Origin of the sequence: Stenotrophomonas sp. (assembly GCF_032099025.1) — a bacterium.
Classification (GTDB): Bacteria; Pseudomonadota; Gammaproteobacteria; order Xanthomonadales; family Xanthomonadaceae; genus Stenotrophomonas.
In genome coordinates this window covers 1-24,473 of record NZ_DAMCID010000025.1, presented here as the reverse complement: position 1 = coordinate 24,473, position 24,473 = coordinate 1, and the positions used below count along the sequence as shown (strand labels likewise).

General features: G+C 62.6%; 17 protein-coding genes. 11 read left to right on the top strand and 6 right to left on the bottom strand.

Annotation, left to right across the window (positions count from 1 at the left end):
- Positions 1-69 precede the first annotated feature (69 nt).
- From RT456_RS15735 to RT456_RS15725, 3 genes are read left to right on the top strand one after another with little or no spacing between them, the layout of a single operon-like run.
- Positions 70-546 (top strand): hypothetical protein, encoded by a 477-nt coding sequence (locus RT456_RS15735; protein WP_313347981.1) that lies wholly within the window; start codon positions 70-72, stop codon positions 544-546.
- A gap of 7 nt (positions 547-553) precedes the next feature.
- Positions 554-1,231, top strand: a complete 678-nt coding sequence (locus tag RT456_RS15730; protein ID WP_017356179.1) for a response regulator transcription factor — start codon at positions 554-556, stop codon at positions 1,229-1,231.
- 4 nt (positions 1,232-1,235) lie between these two features.
- Complete coding sequence (locus RT456_RS15725; RefSeq protein WP_313347980.1) at positions 1,236-2,561, top strand: HAMP domain-containing sensor histidine kinase; 1,326 nt, start codon at positions 1,236-1,238, stop codon at positions 2,559-2,561.
- 77 nt (positions 2,562-2,638) lie between these two features.
- Here RT456_RS15725 and coaE read toward each other — a convergent pair whose 3' ends face one another.
- Genes coaE through RT456_RS15710 form a run of 3 tightly spaced genes read right to left on the bottom strand, consistent with a single transcriptional unit; the run spans position 2,639 to position 5,388 of the window.
- On the bottom strand, positions 2,639-3,247 hold the full coding sequence (coaE, locus tag RT456_RS15720; RefSeq protein WP_313347979.1) for a dephospho-CoA kinase: 609 nt from the start codon (positions 3,245-3,247) through the stop codon (positions 2,639-2,641).
- A gap of 10 nt (positions 3,248-3,257) precedes the next feature.
- Positions 3,258-4,121 carry an A24 family peptidase gene (locus RT456_RS15715; protein ID WP_313347978.1) on the bottom strand — a complete coding sequence of 288 codons (864 nt, stop codon included), beginning with the start codon at positions 4,119-4,121 and terminating at the stop codon, positions 3,258-3,260.
- 7 nt (positions 4,122-4,128) lie between these two features.
- Positions 4,129-5,388, bottom strand: a complete 1,260-nt coding sequence (locus RT456_RS15710; RefSeq protein WP_313347977.1) for a type II secretion system F family protein — start codon at positions 5,386-5,388, stop codon at positions 4,129-4,131.
- Positions 5,389-5,745: 357 nt separating this feature from the next.
- On the opposite strand from RT456_RS15710, the gene RT456_RS15705 reads away from it, so the two are divergent.
- The 6 genes from RT456_RS15705 to RT456_RS15680 all read left to right on the top strand — a co-directional run bounded on the left by RT456_RS15705 (position 5,746) and on the right by RT456_RS15680 (position 16,764).
- Positions 5,746-6,159: a pilin gene (locus tag RT456_RS15705; RefSeq protein WP_313347976.1), complete on the top strand. Its 414-nt coding sequence runs from the start codon at positions 5,746-5,748 to the stop codon at positions 6,157-6,159.
- A 135-nt stretch (positions 6,160-6,294) separates the two neighbouring features.
- A complete protein-coding gene (locus tag RT456_RS15700; protein WP_313347975.1) occupies positions 6,295-6,708 on the top strand; it encodes a pilin in 414 nt (137 codons plus the stop codon).
- Positions 6,709-6,761: 53 nt separating this feature from the next.
- The gene (gene pilB, locus RT456_RS15695; RefSeq protein WP_313347974.1) at positions 6,762-8,492 is read left to right on the top strand and encodes a type IV-A pilus assembly ATPase PilB; all 1,731 of its coding nucleotides are present in this window, start codon (positions 6,762-6,764) and stop codon (positions 8,490-8,492) included.
- 232 nt (positions 8,493-8,724) lie between these two features.
- Positions 8,725-11,766, top strand: a complete 3,042-nt coding sequence (locus RT456_RS15690) for a spermine synthase (protein WP_313347973.1) — start codon at positions 8,725-8,727, stop codon at positions 11,764-11,766.
- 237 nt (positions 11,767-12,003) lie between these two features.
- Entirely contained in the window at positions 12,004-12,333 is a 330-nt protein-coding gene (locus RT456_RS15685; protein ID WP_313347972.1) for a hypothetical protein, read from the top strand.
- 75 nt (positions 12,334-12,408) lie between these two features.
- A complete protein-coding gene (locus tag RT456_RS15680; RefSeq protein ID WP_313347971.1) occupies positions 12,409-16,764 on the top strand; it encodes an RHS repeat-associated core domain-containing protein in 4,356 nt (1,451 codons plus the stop codon).
- Positions 16,765-17,290: 526 nt separating this feature from the next.
- Here the strand turns inward: RT456_RS15680 and RT456_RS15675 are convergent.
- The 3 genes from RT456_RS15675 to RT456_RS15665 form a co-directional block, all read right to left on the bottom strand.
- Entirely contained in the window at positions 17,291-17,839 is a 549-nt protein-coding gene (locus RT456_RS15675; RefSeq protein ID WP_313347970.1) for a SymE family type I addiction module toxin, read from the bottom strand.
- Positions 17,840-18,564: 725 nt separating this feature from the next.
- Positions 18,565-19,950 carry a sigma-54 dependent transcriptional regulator gene (locus RT456_RS15670; protein ID WP_313347969.1) on the bottom strand — a complete coding sequence of 462 codons (1,386 nt, stop codon included), beginning with the start codon at positions 19,948-19,950 and terminating at the stop codon, positions 18,565-18,567.
- Between the two features lie 64 nt (positions 19,951-20,014).
- Positions 20,015-21,628: an MFS domain-containing histidine kinase gene (locus RT456_RS15665; protein WP_313347968.1), complete on the bottom strand. Its 1,614-nt coding sequence runs from the start codon at positions 21,626-21,628 to the stop codon at positions 20,015-20,017.
- A 349-nt stretch (positions 21,629-21,977) separates the two neighbouring features.
- Here RT456_RS15665 and sucC point away from each other — a divergent pair, with 349 nt between their 5' ends.
- Both sucC and sucD read left to right on the top strand, forming a co-directional pair.
- Positions 21,978-23,147 (top strand): ADP-forming succinate--CoA ligase subunit beta, encoded by a 1,170-nt coding sequence (sucC, locus tag RT456_RS15660; protein ID WP_313347967.1) that lies wholly within the window; start codon positions 21,978-21,980, stop codon positions 23,145-23,147.
- A 176-nt stretch (positions 23,148-23,323) separates the two neighbouring features.
- Positions 23,324-24,199, top strand: a complete 876-nt coding sequence (gene sucD / locus RT456_RS15655) for a succinate--CoA ligase subunit alpha (protein WP_313347966.1) — start codon at positions 23,324-23,326, stop codon at positions 24,197-24,199.
- Positions 24,200-24,473 lie beyond the last annotated feature (274 nt).

The following is a 24,473-nucleotide window of genomic DNA, read 5'->3' as shown; positions in this document are numbered from 1 at the left end:
AACTCACTTGCTGCGGCGTCGCCCGCAGCGATACATTCGGCTTCTTCTACTGACTAGGGAATGGTTGTAATGAAGCGAATGATGGTGATGGCCGGAGCTGCTGCGCTGTTGCTGGCTGTCTGGACGGCGCAGGCCGGTCCGAAAGCGGGGGAGGAGGTGTTCACCCCCGGCAAGCCGCTTGCTGAACAGATTGATCGCATCGAGAAGCAAATGAACGATGGCGAGACCTATGTAGAGCTCAAGGGGGATGACCGCAGCCGCGTGCGCACCTCCTTGTCACGCCTGCGTGCCATCACCGAGCGCTACTCGCAGGGTACGTCCATGCCGGAGTCAGCCAAGGTCGAGCAGTTGAACGACCAACAAATTGTGAACACGGTTTTGACGCAGGCGCGCGAAGATAGCCGACTGATCTGCAAGCGTGAGAAGGTGACGGGATCCAACCGGGCCACGACGCAATGCATGACCGTTGCCCAACGTGCGCGCGCCAAGGAAGCGGGTCGAAATACCCTCGATGACGCGCAGCGGATGGGCCAATTCAAACAGTAGAGGTCACATGCGAATTCTAGTAATTGAAGACAACAGCGACATCGCCGCCAACCTGGGCGACTACCTCGAAGACCGCGGCCACACCGTGGACTTCGCCGCCGACGGCGTGACCGGCCTGCACCTGGCGGTCGTGCACGAGTTCGACGCGATCGTGCTGGATCTCAATCTGCCGGGCATGGATGGGATCGAGGTCTGCCGCAAGCTTCGCAACGAAGCGCGCAAGCAGACCCCGGTGCTCATGCTGACCGCACGGGATTCGCTGGACAACAAGCTGGCCGGGTTCGACTCCGGTGCCGATGACTACCTGATCAAGCCGTTCGCGCTGCAGGAAGTCGAGGTCCGTCTGAACGCCCTGTCGCGCCGCGGCAAGGGCGTGCAGACGCGGGTGCTGGAAACCGGCGACCTGGAATACAACCTGGATACCCTGGAGGTCCGCCGCCAGGGCAAGCTGCTGCAGCTCAACCCCACTGCGCTGAAGATCCTGCAGGCGCTGATGGAAGCCGCACCGGCCGTGGTCACCCGCCAGGAGCTTGAAACCCGCGTGTGGGGTGAAGAGCTGCCGGATTCCGACTCGCTGCGCGTGCACATCCACGGCCTGCGCGCCGTGGTGGACAAGCCGTTCGAGGTACCGCTGATCCAGACCCGCCATGGCATCGGATACCGCATCGCCGCCCCGGAAGCCTGATCCGGTGAGGGCCAGGGGGGAGCGTCGCCGCGCGCCATACCGGCGGCGGCTGCGCAGCCGCATCATCGTCTCGTTCGTGTTGTTGGGCTTCTGCCTGACAACACTGTTCGCGTTCGCCACGAACTGGACCCGCGCGCGCGTGGAGAACCAGCTCGTCGAAGACGTGATCAACCGCAACATCGATGAGTACATGCGACGATTCCAGATCGATCCGTCGCGCAGCCCAGACCTCCCGGTGCAGCAGATCCGTGCGTTCGTCTACTCCAGCGACAAGTTCGACAGAGTGCGAGAAGAGAGGCCAGAGTGGGCGGCCTACCCCTCGGGGACCTACAACGTCAGCGGCGTTGACGAGCAGGAGAATCCGTTCTCGTACAAGCTGGCGGTGCGAAAAACCCCCGACGCCTGGTTCTTCCTGGCCTACGACATGACCGAGAGCCTGCGCGGCGAAGCGCAGTTGAACCGCGCGCTGTTCTTCTCGGTACTGGTCTTCAGCGCGCTGTCACTGGTGCTGGGCTGGTGGTCGGCGTCTAAGGTCATGAAGCCGGTCTCCGACCTGGCCGCTCGGCTGCGCGCCTATCGCGGTGGCACCAGCGAACCTGCGCCCTTGGCACCGCGCTTCCCGGACGATGAGGTCGGGCAGCTGGCCCAGGCATTGGACGATTACTCGGCCAGGCTCACCGAAGTGGTGCAGCGCGACCGAGAGTTCAACGCCGACGTCAGCCATGAGCTGCGCACACCGCTGGCGGTGATCCGTGGCGCCACCGAGCTGCTGCTGACCCGCCCGGACCTGGACCCCAAGGTGCTGCAGCGCCTGCAGCGTATCCAGCGTGCAGAACAGCAGTGCACGGACCTGATTGGTGCACTGCTACTGCTGTCGCGCAATGAGCGCGGGCAGGGCAGCAGCAACGTCGCGCGCGTGGCCGAACAGCTGCTGGATGCCCACCGCGCCCAGCTGGGTGGCAAGCCGCTTGAGCTGGTGCTGGAAGGCGACCGCGAGCTGGTCATCGACGCACCGGAATCGGCGTTGTCGGTGGCACTGGGCAACCTGATCGGCAACGCCGTGAAGTACTCCCAGGAAGGCTCGGTCCGGGTGCTGGTCACCGGCAACCGGGTCGAGGTGACCGACAGCGGTCCGGGGCTCAGTGCGGAAGATGCGGCCAAGCTGTTCCAACGCGGCTACCGTGGCACCCACGCCGGCCACTCGCAGGGCGGCGGTATCGGCCTGTCGATCGTCAGTCGCCTGTGCGATCTTTACGGTTGGCAGGTGAATGTGCGCCCGGGTGAAGCGCGTGGCGTCGTGGCGACGTTGACGTTTTCGCCGGCGGGCTGACGGATCACCTTTGCGTAGAGCCACGCCCTGCGTGGCTGCTCTTCGCCGGGGAACGCGCAGCCACGCAGGGCGTGGCTCTACCGCGCCAGGGCTCTGTACGCCTGATCCAGCCGCACCACCTCGGCCTGCAGATGATCCGGGTGGCCATCATTGACCACCACGTCATCCGCCAGCGCCAGCCGCGCCTCGCGGCTGGCCTGCGCCGCGATCATCCGATCGGCCAGCCCGGCATCGATGCCGTCGCGCTGCATTAGCCGTGCGTGTTGCACCGCCACCGGCACATCCACCACCAGGATCCGGTCCAGCCAGGGGTACTGTTGCCGCCCGCCGGCCTCGGTCAGCAGCGGAATCGCGGCAATCGCATACGGCCCCTCGGCCTGCTCGCAGGTCTGCCGCAGTAACTGGCGAATGGCCGGGTGGGTGATGGCTTCCAGCGCCTGCCGCTCCTGCGCCGAGGCGAAGATGCGTGCGCGCAACGCGGCGCGGTCAAGCTGGCCGTCGGCCAGCAGGATAGGGGAACCAAAATGATCGACGATCCGCGCCAGGCCTTCGCTGCCGGGCGCAACCACCGCGCGGGCGGCCACGTCGGCGTCGGCCACCGTAATGCCCAGCGCCTCGAAGCGACGGCTGATCTCGCTCTTGCCGGCGGCCACGCCGCCGGTCAATCCAATCACGAACGCGCTCATCCGCGTGCCCTCAGCGCAGGCCGGACAATCTCAGGTAGGCGTTGATCAGCGGCTCGCCCCACATGAATACGATCCATCCGGCAACGGCCAGGTACGGGCCAAACGGGATCGGCGTGCCGCGGTCGCGACCTCGCGAGTACAGCCAGATCGAACCAATGATCGCGCCGAGCACCGACGACAGCAGGATGATCGGCAGGATGCCCTTCAATCCACACCAGGCCCCCAGCGCCGCCAGCAGCTTGAAATCGCCGTGGCCAATGCCTTCCTTGCCGGTGATCTGCTTGAACAGCCACCACACCGACCACAGCAGCAGGTAGCCGGCAATCGCACCCAGCAGGGCAGGCTTGGCCGGCATGTACAGGTTGTCGATGCTGCCTATCAGCCCCAGCCACATCAGTGGCAGGGTGAGCTGGTCGGGCAACAGCTGCGTGCGCAGGTCGATGCCGGACAGGGCGATCAGGAAGCAACTGAGCACGATCGCCCCGAAGCCCTGCCAGCCGAATCCGAACTGCCACACGCTCGCCACCACCAGCAGCCCCGTCAGCAGTTCGACCAGCGGGTACTGGATGGAGATGGGCGCCTGGCAATGGCGGCACTTGCCGCCCTGGATCAGCCAGCTGAACAGCGGGATGTTCTCGTACCACGACAGCTTGTGCTTGCAGTGCGGGCAGTGCGACGGCTCGACCACGATCCCGGGCGGGGGTGGTTCATAGATGTCGGGAAGCTCGAGCACCTCGCGGGCGTCGCGCTTCCACTGCCACTCCAGCCGCTTGGGCAGGCGCAGGATCACCACATTGAGGAAGCTGCCGATCAGCAACCCCAGTGCGGCCGCGGCGGGATAGCCGAGGCCGGGATGCTGGTCGAGAAATGCCATTGATTGATTATCCGACTACGGAGGCCAGCTTGAAGATGGGCAGATACATGCCGATCACCATGCCGCCGACGATAGTACCAATAACCACCATGACGAACGGCTCCAGCAGGCTGGCAAGCGCATCAACCGCGTTGTTCACTTCCTGCTCGAAGTACTCGGCCACCTTGAACAGCATCGCATCCAGGGCGCCGGCCTCTTCACCGATGGCCGTCATCTGGATCACCATGTGCGGGAACAGATTGACCTGCTTCATGGCCATGTTGACCGGGAAGCCGACCGATACGTCGTCGCGCATGCGCAGCACCGCTTCTTCGTAGACCTTGTTGCCCGTGGCGCCAGCGACGATGCCCAGTGCCTCCACCAGCGGTACGCCGGCCTTGAAGGTCACGGCGGTGGTGCGGGCGAAGCGGGCGATGGCGCTGTTGTGCATCAACTGGCCGATGACCGGCACCCTCAGGATCATGCGATCCATCGTGTGCTGCATCGCTGGTGAGCGCTTATAGGCTGCAATGAAGCCCACCGCGGCACCTACGCCGATGATCAGGAGCAGCCACCACCAAGCCACCATGAACCTGGAGAGGTTCACGATCATCTGCGTAAAGGCGGGCAGCTCGGCGCCGAAACCCTTGAACACATCTTCAAACTGCGGCACCACCCATACCAGTAGGATGCCGCTCACCAGCAGGGCTACTGCAAAGACCATGATCGGGTAGAACAGGGCCTTTTTGATCTTACCCTTGAGGGCCTCAATGTTCTCTTTATAGTTCGCGACGGTTTCAAGCACCGTTTCCAGCACACCGGCACCTTCGCCGGCACGGACCAGATTCCGGTAGAGCTCATCGAACTGGACCGGGTGCCTGCTGATGGCCTCATAGAGGGACGAGCCGCCCTCAATGTCCACTCGGATGCTGTCCACCAGCTTCTTCATGCGCGGGTTTTTGTGCCCGCTGGCAATGATGTCCAGTGCGCCCACGATCGGGACGCCCGATTTCATCATGGTCGCCATCTGGCGACTGAAGAAGGCGATGTCCTTGGCGCTGACGGCCTTGCCAGCGGCACCGAAGAGCGGCTTGGGCTTTGGCTTGACCACGTTGGGCGTAATGCCCTGGCGGCGCAGCTCGGCCCTGAGTAGGTTGGCATTTTTGGCGGGCTGTTCACCCTTCATCTTCACGCCCCGCTTGTCGGTCCCCTCCCAGACAAACGGAACCAACTCCATGGTGCTACGCGCCACGGGCTGTTTCTTGACGGCACTACGGCTTACAGACATACAGGCTCCCCAGCCGCGCCATCCCCAGGCGGGCTTCTGCGCCGAATGGTAGCTGGTTCCGGGGCGTCATGGCATCCCTCCCTAGCGACAATCCGTGACCGGGGTCCAGGACCGCCTCCGTCAGAAGGTGACGTAACGCGTCACAATGCCGGTTGGGTCGCAATTTACCGTGAGGGGGGTTCCAATCCTGAAGATTGGTGCCATCATTGCGCCGGGGAATGCTGGGGAGCATTGCTGAGAAGTTGGCACGCAACCTGCTTTCAACCACCCGCACGGGCGATTGCCTTGCTCAGCCGGTCGACCGGCCAGGCTCCGACCCAGTGTTCATTTTTCAAACCACCTCTAGGGGATGTACTCATGAAGAAGCAGCAGGGCTTTACCCTCATCGAACTGATGATCGTCGTCGCGATCATCGCCATCCTGGCCGCCATCGCTCTGCCGATGTACCAGGATTACGTCGCCAAGTCGCAGGCCACCGCAGGCCTGGCCGAAATCACCCCCGGCAAGACCCAGGCCGAAGTGCTGCTGAACGAAGGCAAGGACGTGGCCAACGCCGCTGATGTGGGCCTGACTGCAACCACGCAGCGTTGCGCCATCACCGCCACCGGCGCTGCGAAGGATGGCACCGCCACTCTGGCTTGCGTGCTGAAGGGCAACTCTAAGGTTGCTGGCAAGACCGTGACCCTGGCTCGCGTCGCCGCTGGCACCTGGGCTTGCTCGACCACCGGTCTGGACGACAAGTACATTCCGGCTGGCTGCAAGGCCCCGTAATTCAAGCACCACATGTTTCAGAGGGGGCCCCGTAGTACGGGGCCCCTTTTTTTGGGCAAAAAAGGTCGTTGGCACGAATATTGCTATTGCCCTTCTACGGCCAGCGTCCATGGCACGCAAACATAGGGGGTAATCATGCGCACCAAGCGAGCTGCGGGCTTCACATTGATCGAGCTGATGATTGTCGTGGCGATCATCGCCGTCTTGGCAGCGATCGCATTGCCGCTGTATCAGGATTACGTTGCCAAAGCCCAATTGGGTGCAGCGCTCTCGGATATCCGTCCAGGCAAGACGACACTTGAGTCCGTCGCTCAGGACAACTCTGATGCTGCAGTTGTGACCCCTGACTACATTGGCATCCGTGTAAGCGAGCGTTGCTCCGCCGTGTCAGCTACGCTTGATGCGTCCGGCGTGGGCACTATTGGTTGCACGGTCAAGGGAGGGGCGGCAGTGAACGGTAAGAATCTCGTGCTGCGTCGAAGCGGAGCCGGCGTATGGACCTGCGATGGCAGTGAGTTTGGCGCACGCTATCGTCCAACGGGGTGCTAGTAGTACCTGCCCAAGCTGGCCATAATAAAGACTCGCACTGAAGGAACTGCCCCATGAACGCCGTGGCCACCGCAAACCTCGTCGGGATCACCGGCATCGCACGTCGCCTGGTTCAGGACGGGGCCCTTGAGGAAGCTGCAGCGCGAGAGGCAATGGCCAAGGCGGCCGCCGCCAAACAGCCGCTGCCGCAGTACTTTGCCGAAAAGAAGCTCGTTACGTCCGCACAGTTGGCGGCGGCCAACGCGCTGGAATTCGGAATGCCGTTGCTCGATGTAGGGGTGTTCGACGCCAACCAGAGCGCCATAAGTCTTGTCAGCGAGGAGTTGCTGCGGAAGCATCACGTGCTGCCGTTGTTCAAGCGCGGAGGCAAGCTGTTCATCGGCACTAGTGATCCCACGCATTCATTGGATGAGATCAAGTTCCACACCAATCTGGTCGTGGAACCCATTCTTGTAGATGAGGAGCAGATACGCCGGACCCTGGAACAGTGGCAATCCAAGCACGACACTTTGGGTGGCGGCTTGGGGGGCGATGACGAAGGTATGGGGGACCTGGACGTCTCCGCAGGCGGCGACGAAGACGGAGGCACCAGCGACAGTGGCGTGGACGCAAAGGGTGATGACACCCCCGTAGTGAAGTTCGTCAACAAGGTGCTGGTCGACGCCATCCGCAAGGGCGCCTCGGATATTCACTTCGAGCCCTATGAAGACGACTACCGCGTACGCTTTCGTATCGATGGTCTCCTCAAGAACGTAGCCAAGGCTCCAGTCAAGCTCAACCAGCGTATTGCTGCACGCCTCAAGGTGATGTCGCAGCTGGATATTGCCGAGAAGCGCGTTCCTCAAGACGGGCGGATCAAGCTCAACCTGTCCAAGTCGAAGCAGATCGACTTCCGAGTGAGCACGTTGCCGACGCTGTTCGGCGAGAAAATCGTCTTGCGTATCCTGGACGGCAGCGCCGCCAAGCTGGGTATCGACAAGCTTGGCTACGAGGCGGCTCAACAGAAGCTGTTCCTCGATGCGATTCATAAGCCTTACGGCATGGTGCTGGTAACCGGTCCGACAGGCTCGGGCAAGACGGTGTCGCTTTACACGGCGCTGGGCATCTTGAACGACGAAACCCGCAACATCTCCACTGCCGAAGATCCTGTGGAAATCCGCCTGCCAGGCGTCAATCAGGTGCAGCAGAACAACAAGCGCGGCATGACGTTCGCAGCCGCGCTGCGTTCGTTCCTGCGACAGGATCCGGACATCATCATGGTCGGCGAAATCCGCGACCTTGAAACAGCGGAAATCGCCATCAAGGCCGCGCAGACCGGCCATATGGTGCTATCCACCCTGCATACCAACGATGCCCCACAGACCATTGCGCGTCTGATGAACATGGGGATCGCGCCCTTCAATATCACCAGCTCCGTGACGCTGGTGATTGCGCAGCGGCTGGCCAGGCGTCTGTGCAACAACTGCAAGCGACCGGTGGACCTGCCGCCCCATGCACTTCTCGCAGAGGGGTACACGCAGGCCCAGCTGGATGCCGGCATCACCCTCTTCGAAGCTGTGGGATGCGATGAGTGCACGGAAGGTTACAAGGGACGCACTGGCATTTACCAGGTAATGCCGATGACAGAGGAGATTTCAATCATCGTGCTGGCAGGTGGAAATGCCATTCAGATCGCCGAAGCCGCACAGAAGGCGGGGATCAATGACCTTCGCCAATCTGCACTGGTCAAGGCTGCTGCAGGCACCACCAGTCTGGCCGAGATCAATCGAGTCACCAAGGACTGAGTCTTCGGCCGCTGCCGGTTGCAGCTGGCAGCGGCGCGGGTGGTCATGCCGGGACAGGCTCCGGTGCGGTGATCTCGCAGCCGTCACCTGCTACCATCCCTAAGCAATATCGTCCGGCGGGGAGCTGGGCCACATTCGATTGCCTACCGGTGTCGCATCAGCTGCGCCATGGTTGGCTGTAGACATCAATACGGGTCTCCCGACCCGGTGTTACGCATTGGGGGAACCACGCATGACGTTGGCTAAAAGCAGGACCGGTACCTGGTTGTTGTGGATATTCGTCCTGTCGGGATTCTCTGGCCTGATCTACCAGTCCATCTGGACGCAGTACCTCGGTCTGTTCCTCGGTCACTCCTCATACGCGCAGTCGTTGGTGCTCATCCTCTTCATGGGTGGCATGGCAGTCGGTGCGTGGTTGGTCAGTCGTTGGAGCAGCAAGGTGCGGCGGCCCCTGCTCGCCTATGCATTGATTGAAGTGGCCATCGGTCTGTTGGGACTTTCTTTCGACGGAATTTACCAGGGCCTCACTGGTTGGGCGTATACCCACCTGATGCCGATGCTGCCAACAGGCCAGTTGCAGAACGTGCGATGGCTGCTGGCTGCTGCCATGGTGCTTCCGCAATGCATCCTGTTGGGTGCTACCTTCCCGCTGATGAGCGCCGGATATATCCGCCTCCAGGAGCACGCGGAAGGGCGGGTGCTTGCGGGTCTGTACTTCTCCAATAGTCTCGGCGCAGCCATTGGCGCGTTGGCATCCACGTACGTAATGCTGCCAGCCATCGGAATGCCCGGTACGGTGTTCTCTGCGGGTCTGATCAACATTCTGGTTGCCATTCTGGTGTACCCGCTGAGCAAACAGGAAGCGGGTACACCGGTGAGCGCGCCTGTGGCTGCGTCGGTCCAGGTTGGTGCGGCCAACTTCCGCGTTCCATCTCCGCCATTCCTGATTCTGCTGGCGGCAGGTCTGACGGGTGCGGCGTCTTTCGTGTATGAGATCACGTGGATTCGAATGCTGTCGCTGGCATTGGGTACCACGATCCATTCGTTCGAACTGATGCTCGCGTCGTTCATTCTGGGCATTGCCCTTGGAGGCCTGTGGCTGAAGAACCGTGCAGATCGTCTGGTCTCGCCCTTGGTGACGGCGGGCTGGATTCAGGTGTTCATGGGAATCGCCGCACTGGCTTCGATGTTCGTGTATGCCAACGCATTCGAATGGGTTGGTTGGTTGATGCGGGTAATTGTGCGTAGTGCGGAAGGCTACGGTCTGTTCAATCTGGCAAGTGCGGGAATCGCGCTGCTGGTGATGTTCCCGGCCGCATTCTTCGCTGGTATGACTCTGCCGCTGCTGACGCTGGCACTGCTACGGCAAGGACATGGAGAGAAAGCGATCGGTCAGGCATACGCATTCAATACTGTCGGCGCGATCGTGGGCGTGCTGGCAGCCGTGCATCTACTGATGCCGGTGTTCGGGCTCAAGTATGCATTGCTGATCGCGGCCGTAGTCGACATAGGTCTTGGTGTTGTGCTGCTGGCACGCCATGCGGCGGCTTCAGAATCCCGGCGCTTCTCTCCGGTAGTGATAGCGCTTGTTCCTGCCGCATTGGCGGTGGCAGGATCCTCGGCATTCGTGAGCTTCGACCCGGCTGTGTTGAATTCATCTGTGTATCGCACCGGTTCGGCCAGACTGGATGATTCGGCTCGACCCGTCTTCTACAAGGACGGCAAGACGGCGACAGTCTCAGTGTTCGAGTTTGGCGCCAAGGGTCAGGAGATTCGTATGATCTCGACCAACGGCAAGGTCGACGCGGGTCTTGCGTACAACGACGCCCAAATTGCATCGCCCGATGAAGCGACGATGTTGCTGCTTGCGGCAATTCCGCTGGCCATGCGCGATCACCATGACCGGGTTGGCGTCATCGGATTCGGGTCAGGTATGACCACGCATGCACTTCTGGGTCACTCCAAGGTTGGCTCAGTGGATACCGTGGAGATCGAACCGGCGATGGTGGAGGGCGCGCGTCACCTTGGCAGCAGGGTTGCCCGGGCCTTCAAGGACCCGCGTTCCCATATCGTGATCGATGATGCGAAGGCCTATTTCGCCTCCGCACCCACCAAGTACGATCTGATCATCTCGGAGCCTTCGAATCCATGGATGGGTGGCACCGCATCGCTGTTCAGTACTGAGTTCTATCAGTACATTCCACGACAATTGAATGAAGATGGCTTGTTTGTACAGTGGCTTCAGCTGTATGAGATCACCCCGGAGCTTGTGAACTCTGTGCTTTCTGCACTGTTGGTCAACTTCAAAGATGCGAAGGCATACTTGACCAACGGAACGGATCTGATTCTGGTGGCTTCCCCGCATGGAAAAGTGCCTGAGCTGGATGGGGAAATCTTCAAGACGCAGCCACTGCTTGCGGCCGATCTTGCTCATATTGGCGTGGGCGACATTCGTGACCTGCAGGACACCGTGGTGATGGATCGCAAGGGTCTGGAGGCGTACTTGTCTCTGTATCCGCATCGGACCAACTCGGATATGTTCCCGGTTCTAAAGCTGGAGGCGCCGCGCGCACGATTCGAGAACGCCCAGGCCTTGGACTTTGATGATCTTGGCGACGCTCCTTGGCCTATCATTCGTCACCTGGGTGGTCCCTCGCCGCGTTCGGCCCCTCCGTCTGACTTGCCGAGGAACCTCAGGCTTGCGTCGGTTCGGCAGGGGCAGGAGGCAGACCTTCTGTATGGCGCGCTGGTTGAGGGCCGCGATGACGGCAAGGCACTTTCCAGCTTCAATGGTCTCCAGGTTGAGGCCCTGCGCGGTTTGACAGCTACATGCAAGCTGGGCGCTCATCCTGAGCGCGATACCACCATGATCTTTGCGGTGGCTTCCGAAACTGCGGCATACCTCGATGATGCCCGTCTCCAGTCGATGTGGGGCGAGCGTAAGTGGTTGCCATGTACTGCCGGTAACTCGACGGTTGATGGAGCGCTGGCGCTTATGGGGGCGGTGGCGGGAAGCAACCACGAAGAGGTCATCCGGCAAGGGCTTGGCCTGTTGGAGGGCGAGCATGGGGATGTGCTGCTTGAGGATGGCGTTTCCGGTCTCTATATCTTCGGAGCGATGCAGTATGCAGCGCTGTCTGCAGGAGATCCCGAGATTGCCAAGCAGCTTGTGCAGCGATACTGGACGCGACTGAGCCGCACGGCGCAGGGTGACGCGTCGCTGAGGCTGCTTGCGTTGTTGGCGAGTCGCGCTGAGACCAACCCCGCGCACTGAGGTCTGATGATGCCTCTGGTTGTCAGTTGAAGGACTAAAGGCAGATGTTTCTGCTCTGGTACACAGCCCCGCACTTGCGGGGCTGCTTGTTTCCGTCAGGTCTTGCGCGAAGGATCAGACAGCATTCTTTGTGAACTGTGATTGCCTGCCCGGTTCAAGCTCAGTTAGCAGGACACACTCCTGAATCTTGCCAGGCTGCGCGAATGTACATTGCGATAGCACGTCACTGGCGTCCACATGGAGGTGGTTGTGGCCACACGATTCCTGAAGGCTCTAGGCCTGCTCTTTGCGCTGTCGCTGCTTCCTCTCGCGCCGCTCGCAGCGCAGCAGTCGCCGGTAGCGCCGAGGTTCTGCTTCGAAGGCGTGTGTTTCCCAACGCTCGGTCAGGCTGAAGCCGAACTTCGCTCCAAGGCGGGCCCCTACGGGAACTTGTGGAGGAAAGGGAAAACGCTGCATTACACGGGTACGGTAAATCCCGTCTACATGATCCAGTACGAAGTGGAAGACCATGAGCCCAGCGTCCTCTACAAGCCGGGATACGTAGTCGGGAGCATGGACTCCCGCTAGGGAATCTGTGGGGCGGAGCCAGATCCGTACTTCCCTTGGAAGTGTGCTGACGAAGCCGAGGGCGTGGCAGGGATGATGGCGCGCTATCGCGCTGATGCTGGAAACTGTTCGTATGTTGATTTGGGCTACAACGGCCAGCACGCCACGCCCTACGCGACGATTGGTCGAACATATGGTTATGGGGAGATCCGGTTCCTTGCCAGCCAATCCGGGGCACAACGGGGGTACCGTTACTCGGTGTGGTGTCCGGGCTGGGGCACGCCCACGCCTGATCAGCGCGAAGCGCCGATCGTAAAGATTCAGAACTTTGACTGCCCTGCTGGCTTTCAGCCGAAGCAAACCAGCAATCCTGCCTATTTTCCCAAAGGGACGGGCGTGGACTGGCCCAGGCTTTGCGAGCCGACCATGACGGCGAAGTACATCTATCTCTATGATTCGACTCAGTCTGAATCGCAACCTGGCAACTGCAATCCGTGCTTCCCCGCCACAGGGGATAAGGCACGGACGGAGGTGGATTTCGTCTTTGCCGGGCGTGTTTTTGCCCGGCAGTACCACTCTTTGGGTCAGTTTCAGTCCGGACCAGAGTTCGGGGCGCGCTGGTCGCACACTTACTCTGACGCCTTGCTTTCATCACGGGGTGACGCACGTTTTACCGACAAGGGTTACCTGCAGACGTACGCCTCTGGGCGCGGCAATCAGTCTGCCGGAGAAACCCTTCGCAAATTGCCGAGTGGCGATTTCCAGCTGACCGAGGCAGTCGGAACTACAAGGAGATACAGCCCGCAAGGTCGCCTCGTCGCCGTCGATGATGGCTCATCCCAGACTATTGTCACGCTCGCCTACGATTCGAAAGGAAGGCTGGCTCGCATCACCGATGGCACTGGGCGAGCATTGGTATTCGCATACGAGCAGTCCCGAATTGCGTCCATCACGTTACCGGACGGCTCGGCGGCGAGGTACACGTATAACGAGTTCCACAACTTGGTAAGGGTGGACCGGCCCGACGGATCTTCCCGGACCTACGTGTACGCCGAACAGGGCCTTGCGCCGGAGAGTGGCCGCAATCTGCTGACCGGTATCGTCGAAAGGGACGCCAGGTATGCAACCTTCTCGTACAACGATCAGGCGAAGGTAACGGGGAGTCGCTTGTTTGCCGATGGGCAGCCGGTTGACGTGATCACCATCAGCTACAACCCGGACGGATCGGCTACGTCCATCAATCATCTTGGCGATGTCAGGCAGCATGCTGTAGGGGGCACCCAGTACCGACAGATCACCCAGACGATCGACGCACAGGGAACCCGTTCCTACGGCTTCAGCGCCAGCGGGCGTCCTACGTCCAGAACGGACGCGTTGGGCAACCGCACTACGTTCTCATACGCGGATACCAGTACCGGGCCTGTTTCGCAGGTGATGACGGCTACCGAAGAATCCATCGGCCGCATCAGCCGCACCACCCGCGACGCCAACAACCGAGTCGCGGAGCAGCGTGTCAGCCAGAAGATCACCGCCGGCGAGCAGCTAACCTCCTTGAACCGTCAGGTCTACGATGCCCAAGGCCACGTGCTGTTCTCGTGCCAGTACGACGCCAACCAGAACACCGACTACGTCTGCGGTTCTCTGGCCACGGCGCCTGCCAATGTGCGCCAGTACCAGAGCACCTACTGCACGGACGCCGACGCCGTCAGCAGTCCCGCCCAGTGTCCGCTCCCCGGTCTCCAGCTCACCGCGCTCAATCCAACCGGTGCGCTCACACGCTTCGAATACCACGCCGCCAATGACGCTGGCTGTGACGCGGGTGGCAGCTGCCACTACCGCAAGGGCGACTTGAAGGCAGAGATCGATGCACTGGGGCGCCGCGCCGAGTTCCTGGAATACGACGCAATGGGCAATGCGGTACAGGTCCGCGGCATCGACGGCGTTGTTGTCGAGCGGCTGTTCGACACCGGCGGTCGCGTCCTGGCCGAGACCATAAAGGGTGACGGCCCCAGCAGCGATCGCATCACCCTCAGTGAGTACAGCTCGACAGGAAAGCTGACCCGCACCACCCAGCCGGACGGCGTCTGGACCCGGATGCACTACGACACGGCAGACCGCCTCACCAGTGTGGAAGACGCTGCGGGTAACCGCATCAACTACATACTGGACGGCGCAGGCAACCGCCTGCGCGAGGAAGTGCGCGACAGTAGTGGCGCGCTGCGGCGCTCTCTGGACCGCCTGTTCGACACCGCCAGCCGCATGACCCGGGTGACGGGTGCGGCGGGTCAAGCGACCCAAATGCGCTATGACGCCATGGACAATCTGCTGGAGACGGAGAATTCGCTCGGTACGGTGTCCAAGAGCACCTACGACGGTGCCGGCCGCCCGACCAAGCAGATCGATGATCTCGGCGGCATCAATGCAGAGATGGGCTACGAGTACGCCGCCAATGGCCAGGTCGAGCGGGTTGTCGATCCCAAGGGCTTGGCGACCAGCTATGCCTACGATGGTTTCGGGCAGCTGGCGACGCAGACCAGCCCGGACACGGGCGTCACGCAGTTCACCTACGACCGCCTCGCCAACACGCTGAGCCGGACTGACGCCCGCGGCGTGACAGCGCAGTACGAGTACGACGCGGTCGGTCGCACCGTGGCCGTTCGGTTCGCTGATCCTGCAGCCGACATCCAGTACGTTTACGACCAACCGTCGGCCCAGTGCCCGGTCGGGGAGCGTGCAGGGGTGGGGCGCCTTTCCAGCATGATCGATTCCAGCGGTCGAACCGACTATTGCTACAGCCCGCTTGGTGATCTGGTTCGCCGCGTGCAGGTGGTCGAAGGTCAGCCGCTGGTGCTGCGCTACGCCTATGCGCCGTCGGGACGTCTGCAGTCGATGACCTACCCGGACGGCAGCCTGGTTGACTATGGCTACGACGCTCTCGGGCAGGTCAGCAGCGTCGGGGTCACCCCGGCCGGTGGCACCCGCGAGGTGCTGCTGCAGGGCGTGCAGGCGCTGCCCTTCGGCCCGGAGCAGTCCTGGACGTTCGGTAACGGCCGTCGCGTGGACCGCAGCTACGATCAAGACTACCGTCCCCTGAGCATCAGCGACAACCGCGATGGGTTGAAGGTTTCCTTTGGCTTCGATGGCGCCGGCAACATCGCGTCGCTGACCGATGGCGGACCGCAGGGGCAGGGTGCAACGCTGGACTATGACGCGTTGGGTCGCCTGACGGCATTCAAGGATGCGCAGACGGGCGTGGCCATCGAGCAGTACAGCTATGACGCCACCGGCAACCGGTTGTCGTTTGGCAACTCGGCAGGAGTTCAGCCCTACGTTTACCCTGCGGGTAGCCACCGGCTGATGTCAGTGGATGGTGTTGACCGCACGTACGATGCAATGGGCAACACGCTGACGATCGGCGGTGAGTGGCAGTACGCCTATGATCTTGCTGGCCGGCTTGGCAGTGCGACTCGGGCAGGCTCTGCGCAGGCCAGCTACCGCCACAATGCGGCGGGGCAGCGCGTCCTGCAGCAGGTGTGTACTGACAAGACGCTGCACCTGCATGGCGAGGGCGGCGAGTGGTTGGGTAGCTACGGTGCGACTGGGACCCCGGCGCAGCAGGTCGTATGGTTGGGCTCCCGACCGGTTGGCCTGATTCAAGCCGGCAAGGTGCTCTACATCGAGTCCGACCATCTGGGTTCACCGCGCGCATTGATCGATCCTCTGCGTGATGTGGCGGTATGGCGCTGGAGCTTGCTGGGTGAGGCGTTTGGTGAGGGAGAGTCGGCCGAGGATCCTGATCAGGATGGAGTACTTCAGGCGTTCGATCTTCGTTTCCCTGGGCAGCGTCATGACTCTGCAAGCGGCCTGAGCTACAACTACTATCGAGACTATGACCCAGCCACGGGTCGATACGTTCAGAGCGATCCTATAGGGCTGGACGGCGGGGTGAATACCTTTGCTTACTCCCTCTCCAGTCCGATCGCTAACTACGATCCATCTGGGCTGACTACCCTCTCGAAGTGCGCTCGCCCCGAGAACGTTCTCGCTTGTGCGGCTGCGGGAATTGGGTCCTCTGCAAACACCGGATCAACTTCCTCTGGATTGGCGGCTGCCAGTGCAGCCGCTGCGGCTTCGTTGACTGGAGATAGCGCGAAGACTGAGGAGGCGTGCCCCGCGCAAGACAAGTGTCAAAAGATATACGCAACGATCAGCAGTATCCTCGGTGTCTTGAAGAAGAGATACTGGGACATGCGCCAAGATGGACTCGATCTCTTCACTAGCAGGCCCGTCGGAAAAATGTCGTGGGCCGGGCACCAGCAGCAGTTCAGGTCTTGGCAGGTGAACCTGCGTGGATACCTTGAAGTAGCAGACTCCATGAACTGCAAAGCGTATCCTCCTGACGCTTGGGAATGGGCAACGAAGCCAGCTCCGAATCAACCTGGTCCGAGGTAGCTGCCGATGAAATTTCTACATAACCAGAACTTGGTGACAGCTTGGATTGCGCTACAGGGTGCTCCAGATGGATCCGCCTTGCAGAGAGAATCTCAATGGTCTGCCTCTTCTCTCAATATGGCGTGCATTGAAGAGCCGGAGGAGGCATGGAGGCTCGTAGTTGAGATATCCGAAGTCAGTGCGGATCCTTGGGTCTTGGAGAACTTGGGCGCGGGTCCTTTGGAAACGCTGTTAACTTTGCACGGCGAATCTACATTGAAGGCCGTTGAGGCATATGCGTCGCAAAGGCAGGAATTCTTGGGCGTCGTCGCTCACGTTTGGCCGCAAGCGCTTGCACCCGAGGTTGCGAAGAAGTTGACTGCGATCATGAAAGAGGGTGATCCACCTAGTTGAGCCGGGCTCTCATGCTTCTTATGCCCGTTCGCGAGCGGTGTGTAGCGATGGATGCTAGCCACGCAGGGGGATGGCTCTACGGTACGGGGGCGGTGCCCGATGGTGGATTTAGCTGGCCGGCCTGTGCCCAGCTCTACCGCACAGAATGATGCTTCCGCTGCAGGTCCAGCCACAGCCTCTGCGAGGTGCGGCAGAACGGTCCTAGGCGCTCGGCTAGATCCAGATCCACGTCGTAGTCGCCTGCCAAGAAGCATTCGGCGAAGTCCTGCGAGACTCCGATGGCATGGGCGAAGTCCAGGGTGGAGGCGCCCATGGGGGCCAGGATATGCTCGCGTACCAGCCAGCCCGGATGCTCATGCACCACGTCGCCGCCCGCGGATGTGCGGCCACGCTTTTCGATGTGTTTTTCGAAGGCGTTGGAGTGTCGCTGGCGCGTTGACTCGGGGTAGTCGAGGAGGCTGATGGCCAGTCGGCCGACCGTGGCTTCGATGCTGACGCTTGAGCCGACCTTGAAACCCGCGCTCTCCAGCCAGTGGCCGTGTACTGTCAGGCATGGCACGGTGCCGCCGCCGAATGTGTCCATCCATGCATAGGTGTGCGCCCGCACGGTGTAGTGGCGCGGGCGTTCGCCCGTGGGTAGATGAAGTTCGGGGAAGAGCGGGGTGTTACGTGCCGAGCGCATGGGAAGCCTCCATGGGGAAAATCTCCCTTGCCGGTACGGCAAGGGAGCCGGGAGGTTCAAATCCGCGTGGATGCGTGCGGCGTGGAGTATTTCCCCGGTTGAGGGGTCTTGTATTAGCCACCCTCCCGACATGGGACGTCCGTAATTTTGCATCCACTTGGAGATTTGAAGCTCCGTGGCACACCATGCGTTGTGATGCGTTCAATGGCTAATCGCTTGTGTCTGTTGGTTCTGCGGGGCTTGGTAGGCATTGCCCATGCGGTGTCGCGACCGGCTCGGATTTGGGCGGTAGTGCGACAGCGGTGCAGTTTTGTTGGGGCGTTGGCGTCAGTTGGCCGGTTGGTGCGTTTGACACGCATGGCGTGTCACTACGCGGCAGGCGAGGCGCACGTGACCCGTAGTGACACGCCATGCGTGTCCATCGCAATGCCAAGCGCAGCCGTGACCCGTAGCGACACGCCATGCGTGTCCATCGCGATGCTAAGCGCAGCCGGGATCCGTAGCGACACGCCATGCGTGTCCATCGCGATGCCAAGCGTAGCCGGGGGCCGTAGCGACACGCCATGCGTGTCCATCGCGATGCCAAGCGCAGCCGGGATCCGTAGCGACACGCCTTGCGTGTCCTTCGTAATGCCGGGTGATGCGAGATGGTTGGCGGGCTGGAGGATCAAGGGTGTTGCGTTGTTACGTGGCAGCCACGCAGGGCGTGGCTCTACGGCCAATCCTCAATCCATTCCCAGCTTTTTCAGCTTGTACCGCAACGCCCGGAAGGTGATGCCCAACTGCGCCGCCGTCCGCGTCTTGTTCCAGCGGTTCTCTTCCAGCGCCTTCTGGATCGCGGTGCGTTCCATCTGCTCAATGTAGGAAGGCAGCGCGCCATTCCCGGCCGGCAGGTCCACCACCGCTTCCTCATGCGGCGCAATCGGCGCACCACCGTGCCTCGGCACACCCTGCTGCGGCAGGCGCAGGTCGGTCGCTCCGATGGTGTCGCCCTCGGCCAACGCCAGCGCGCGCTCCAGAATGTTCTCCAGTTCGCGCACGTTGCCAGGGAAGTGATACGTGCCCAATGCCTCCAGCGCCGACGGCGCCAGCAGCGGAGTCGGCCGACCATGCGTCTTCGCCAGCCGCGCCAGAATCGACGCCGCCAACTGCGGCAGGTCGCTGCGGCGCTCGCGAAGCGGCGGTACGCGCAGTTCGATCACGTTGATACGATAATACAGGTCGTGGCGGAAGCGGCCGTCTTCGACCAGTTCACCCAGGTCCTTGTGCGTGGCCGAGAGGATGCGCACATCCACCGGTACTTCGGCAGAGGCGCCGACCGGGCGGATCGACTTTTCCTGGATCGCGCGCAGCAGCTTCACCTGCATCTGCAGCGGCAGTTCGGCCACTTCATCCAGGAACAGGGTGCCGCCATGCGCGGCCTGGAACAGGCCAGGCTTGTCGGCGTGGGCACCGCTGAAGCTGCCCTTCTTGTGCCCGAAGAATTCGCTTTCCATCAGCTCCGACGGAATGGCGCCGCAGTTGACCGGCACGAAGGTGCCGGCCGCGCGCGCGCTCTGGCCGTGGATGGTGCGGGCCACCAGCTCCTTGCCCACGCCCGATTCGCCCAGGATGTACACCGGCGCCTGGCTGCGGGCGACCTTGGTGATGGTGTTGCGCAGCACGTCCATGGCCGCCGAATCGCCGAGCAGGCGCGCGGTGGTGTCGCTGGTCAGCGGCGGCGGGGCCGGGCGCTCGGTGTTGTTGAGCTCCAGCGCATGCTTGACCAGGCCGCGCAGCACCGAGATGTCCACCGGCTTGCTGACGAAGTCGAACGCGCCGGCCTTCAGTGCTTCCACCGCCAGGTCCATGCTGCCGAACGCGGTGATCATGGCCACCGGGGTGCGCGGGTAGTGCTGGGCGATCTCGGTGACCAGCTCGATGCCGTTGCCGTCAGGCAGCCGCATGTCGGTGATGCACAGGTCGTAGGGGTTGCTCGCCAGCAGCTCGCGCGCTTCGGCGAGGTTGGCGGCAGTACTGATGCGCAGGCCCATGCGGCCCAGGGTCAGTACCAGCAGTTCGCGGATGTCGCGTTCGTCGTCGACGACGAGGGCGCTGCGGTTTTCGTTCATATGGGGGAAAGATAGCCGAGTGCGGTTGATAACGACAAACATTTGACGCCAGCAGCGTAGCGCCTCATTGCGGCAACATCGTGTGCGGGCCGGCCAGCACCAGCCGGAAGCAGGCGCCACCGGCCGGCACGGACACATACTCCAGGCTGGCCTGGTTGCCCTTGCACAGCTCGCGGGCGATATACAGGCCCAGCCCGGTGCCGTGCTCGGAGGTGGTGTAGAACGGGCGGAACAGCTGCTCCACGACCTTTTCGGGGATGCCCGGGCCGCGGTCCATCACGTCGATCACGGCCGAGCGGTCCTGGCGGGCCACCCGCAGCCGCACGCGGGCCGGGTCCTGGCCGGTGCGACCGTACTTGAGCGCGTTGTGGACCAGCACGGTGAGGATCTGGTGCAGGTGCCGCGGGTCCACCAGCCCATGCACCGACGATTCGCTGATGATCGGCTCGATGCTGTCGGTTTCCAGGGTGAGGCTCTGCTTGTACTCCAGCACGAAGCGGCGCACGAAGGCGGCCAGGTCCAGGTTCTCGGGGTTGGCGCGCTCGCGCCGGGCCAGGCCCAGCACGCTTTCGACGATGCCGTTGGTGCGCTGGCACTGCTGGTTGATGATCTGCAGCAGGCGGCGGTCGGTGTCGCCGATGGCGGCCGATTCCTCCAGCAGCTGTGCGGCGTAGTTGATGGCCGCCAGCGGGTTGCGGATCTCGTGGGCCAGGCTGGCCGAGAAGCGGCCCATGGCCGACAGGGTGAGCGACTCGGCGCGGCGCGAGACCACGCTGGAGTCGTCCAGGAACACCAGGGTGAGGTCGCTGCCGGCCAGCAGGCGGGCGAAGCGGGGCTGCACTTCGGGCTGGTCGGGCGAGAGCTGCAGCGGGGTTTCTTCGTTGTTCCAGCCGTTGCGCCAGCGCTGCAGGCGGCGGCTGAGGTCGGGTGAGGCACTGCCCAGTTCCAGCCGGCCGGTGCCGCTGTTGCCGTCGTTGTCGCCGATCAGGGTCGAGGCGGCCTCGTTGGCCAGGGTGATGCGGTTGGCGGCATCGACCACCAGCACGCCGGTGCGCATGCGGCGGATGATGAGTTCGTTGATCTCGAAGAGGTTGGCCACCTCGTCGCCGCGCTGGTTGGCCAGCTGCTGGTTGCGACGGGCGCGGTTGCCGACCTGGTAGCTGATGAAGGCCAGGGCCAGGAAGCTGGTGATGAACATCGCCAGCTCGGCCAGGGTGCGGTTGGGCTGGCCGTTCTCGAGCAGGTTCCAGGCGTACTCGCCGGCAGTGGCGACGCCGGCGGTCACGGCGATGGCGATGCCCATCGACAGCGGCAGCAGCGTGGCGGCGGCGGCGATGTTGAACAGCAGCGCCATCGACAGGCCGGCGCTGGCGCCGGGCAGGGCATGGGCCAGCAGCACGGTGGCCAGGATGTCCACGGCCAGGCTGCCGACCACGATGGGGCGCAGCCAGCGGTCGTTGCGGCCGCCGATCAGGATCAGCATCGACAGCGCCAGATAGCTGCCGCTGACCACGGACGCCAGCCGGGGGTGGGTGGATTCGCCCACCAGCCCGCTCAGCGGGCTGAACAGCAGGGCGGCGATGACCGCCGCGATCAGCACACGGTACAGGGCGAAAAAGTACAGCTCCCGCTTCGGCATGGACTCGATGCGGTCGATCAGTGAAGCATTGGGTGACACGCCGGAACTCCCCTTCTGGCTGCCCTTGGTAGAGCCGGGCCATGCCCGGCTGCGTCAACGGACCGGGCCGGCCCGTTGTGGGGCCAGTATAGGCACGCCATCCCCGGATCGGGCCAGCCCCGGGCGCCGGTCGCGCATTCTGCCCATTCCCGACCCGCCGCCGGCATGCCGCCACCCGCGCAACTGCCTGAATGACCGTGAAAAACTCCGGCTCTTCACGCCACAGGCCCGGTTTCTTTGCGCCTGCGCGCCGGCTCGTCCACAATAGTGGGCCCGCCGCGGTCCGTGCCGGTGACCCGTGAGGGAGCCTTGGAGATGCGTGCGGTCGTTCCTATTCCCACGGTGACGCATGAATTTCCACGAATACCAGTCAAAACAGCTGCTTGCCGAGTACGGCATTCCCGTCCCGGCCGGCAAGGTCGCGGCGACCCCGGATGAAGCGGTCGCTGCCGCCAACGCCCTGGGCCAGGGCCCCTGGATGGTGAAGGCACAGATCCACGCGGGCGGTCGCGGCAAGGCTGGCGGCGTCAAGTTCTGCAAGACCACCGACGACGTGAAGGCCGCTGCGGCCAAGATGCTCGGCACCAAGATGGCCACCTACCAGACCGCCGGCGTCGAGCTGCCGGTCAACCTGGTGCTGGTGACCACCGCCGGTGAAATCGTCAAGGAACTGTACCTGTCGGTGCTGGTTGACCGTGGCACCAAGACCATCACCTACATCGCCTCTTCGGAAGGCGGCGTGGAGATCGAGCAGGTTGCCGCTGAAACCCCGGAGCTGATCCACTCGCTCAACGTCGACTTCGTTGAAGGCGTGCAGGGTTACCACGGCCGTGATTTCGGCTTCAAGCTGGGCCTGACCGCCAAGCAGGCCGGCCAGTTCGCCAACATCATGGTGAACCTGTACCGCCTGTTCAACGAAAAGGACCTGGCCCTGGTTGAAATCAACCCGCTGGCCATCCTGGACGACGGCAACCTGTACGCGCTGGACGGCAAGTTCGACAGCGACGACAACGCCGCGTTCCGTCAGAAGGCGCTGGTCGCCATGCGCGACAAGACCCAGGAAGACGAAACCGAAGTGACCGCTTCGGAGCTGGACATCAACTACGTCACCATGGACGGCAACATCGGCTGCATGGTGAACGGCGCCGGCCTGGCCATGGCCACCATGGACGTCATCAAGCTCAACGGCGGCGAGCCGGCGAACTTCCTGGACGTGGGCGGCGGTGCGAACAAGCAGCGCGTCATTGAAGCGTTCAAGCTGATCCTGTCCTCGGACAAGGTCGAAGGCATCTTCGTCAACATCTTCGGCGGCATCGTCCGCTGCGACATGATCGCCGAAGGCATCATCGCCGCGGTCAAGGAAGTGGGCGTCAAGGTTCCGGTCGTGGTGCGCCTGGAAGGCACCAACGTGGAAGAAGGCAAGCAGCTGCTGCGTGACAGCGGCATGGCCATCATCCCGGCCGACAACATCAACGACGGTGCCAAGAAGGTCGTCGAAGCTGTCAAGAACGCCGCCTAATTCTTACGGCATCGGATCGCTGGCAGAACCGTGATTTGCCCCCTTGAGTCAAGGGGGCTGGCACTCCGCAACGCGGAGTGACGGGGGTTCTGGTGGCATGCGGTACGGACATCGACCAATGGGCGATGTCATCCCATCCGAAGCCGGTCCAAATAATTTACGAAGGACTTCAAGACATGTCCGTTTTGATTAACAAGAACACCAAGGTGATCGTGCAGGGCTTCACCGGCCAGCAGGGCACCTTCCACGCCACTCAGATGATCGAGTACGGCACCCAGGTTGTTGGCGGCGTGACCCCGGGCAAGGGCGGCACGACCCACATCGACCTGCCGGTCTTCAACACCGTTGCCGACGCCGTGAAGAGCACCGGCGCGAATGCCTCGGTCATCTACGTGCCGCCGCCGTACGCGGCCGATGCGATCCTGGAAGCCGCTGCTGCCGGCATCAAGGTCATCGTGTGCATCACCGAAGGCATTCCGGTGCTGGACATGCTGCGCGTGAAGAACGTGCTGACCCGTGCCCATCCGGACACCGTGCTGGTTGGTCCGAACTGCCCCGGTGTGATCACCCCGGGCGAGTGCAAGATCGGCATCATGCCGGGCCACATCCACAAGCCGGGCAAGATCGGCATCGTGTCGCGTTCGGGCACCCTGACCTATGAAGCGGTCAAGCAGACCACGGAAGTGGGCCTGGGCCAGTCGACCTGCATCGGTATCGGTGGCGACCCGATCAACGGCCTGAACTTCGTTGACTGCCTCAAACTGTTCAACGAAGACCCGCAGACCGAAGGCATCATCATGGTCGGCGAAATCGGCGGCGACGCCGAGGAAGCCGGTGCGGAGTACATCAAGCAGTTCGTGAAGAAGCCGGTGGTTGGCTTCATCGCCGGCGCGTCGGCTCCGGCCGGCAAGCGCATGGGCCACGCCGGTGCGATCGCATCGGGCGGCAAGGGCACTGCTGAAGGCAAGTTCGCCGCCATGGAAGCTGCCGGTGTGGTCACCGTCCGCTCGCCGGGCGATCTGGGCGCTGCCATCGCCAAGCTGGTGAAATAAGCGCGCCGGCCGCAACGCGGCCGACAACGCGTAGCGCCGACGGTGAGTCGGCAAAGGAAAAGCCGCCCCACAAGGGCGGCTTTTCTGCTTTCAAGCGTAGTGCCGGCCGCTGGCCGGCTCCCCAAGATGCCGCCCGCACCAAGGTAGTGCCGGCCGCTGGCCGGCTCCTCAAGATGCCGCCCGCCCCAAGGTAGTGCCGGCCGCTGGCCGGCTCCCCAGGATGCCGCCCGCCCCAAGGTAGTGCCGGCCGCTGGCCGGCTCCCCAGGATGCCGC

Coding starts and splice junctions, on each gene's coding strand:
- RT456_RS15735 (WP_313347981.1), top strand. CDS start 70: ATGAAGCGAATGATGGTGATGGCCGGAGCTGCTGCGCTGTTGCTGGCT.
- RT456_RS15730 (WP_017356179.1), top strand. CDS start 554: ATGCGAATTCTAGTAATTGAAGACAACAGCGACATCGCCGCCAACCTG.
- coaE (WP_313347979.1), bottom strand. CDS start 3,247: ATGAGCGCGTTCGTGATTGGATTGACCGGCGGCGTGGCCGCCGGCAAG.
- RT456_RS15715 (WP_313347978.1), bottom strand. CDS start 4,121: ATGGCATTTCTCGACCAGCATCCCGGCCTCGGCTATCCCGCCGCGGCC.
- RT456_RS15710 (WP_313347977.1), bottom strand. CDS start 5,388: ATGTCTGTAAGCCGTAGTGCCGTCAAGAAACAGCCCGTGGCGCGTAGC.
- RT456_RS15705 (WP_313347976.1), top strand. CDS start 5,746: ATGAAGAAGCAGCAGGGCTTTACCCTCATCGAACTGATGATCGTCGTC.
- RT456_RS15700 (WP_313347975.1), top strand. CDS start 6,295: ATGCGCACCAAGCGAGCTGCGGGCTTCACATTGATCGAGCTGATGATT.
- pilB (WP_313347974.1), top strand. CDS start 6,762: ATGAACGCCGTGGCCACCGCAAACCTCGTCGGGATCACCGGCATCGCA.
- RT456_RS15690 (WP_313347973.1), top strand. CDS start 8,725: ATGACGTTGGCTAAAAGCAGGACCGGTACCTGGTTGTTGTGGATATTC.
- RT456_RS15685 (WP_313347972.1), top strand. CDS start 12,004: ATGGAGGTGGTTGTGGCCACACGATTCCTGAAGGCTCTAGGCCTGCTC.
- RT456_RS15680 (WP_313347971.1), top strand. CDS start 12,409: ATGGCGCGCTATCGCGCTGATGCTGGAAACTGTTCGTATGTTGATTTG.
- RT456_RS15675 (WP_313347970.1), bottom strand. CDS start 17,839: ATGCGCTCGGCACGTAACACCCCGCTCTTCCCCGAACTTCATCTACCC.
- RT456_RS15670 (WP_313347969.1), bottom strand. CDS start 19,950: ATGAACGAAAACCGCAGCGCCCTCGTCGTCGACGACGAACGCGACATC.
- sucC (WP_313347967.1), top strand. CDS start 21,978: ATGAATTTCCACGAATACCAGTCAAAACAGCTGCTTGCCGAGTACGGC.
- sucD (WP_313347966.1), top strand. CDS start 23,324: ATGTCCGTTTTGATTAACAAGAACACCAAGGTGATCGTGCAGGGCTTC.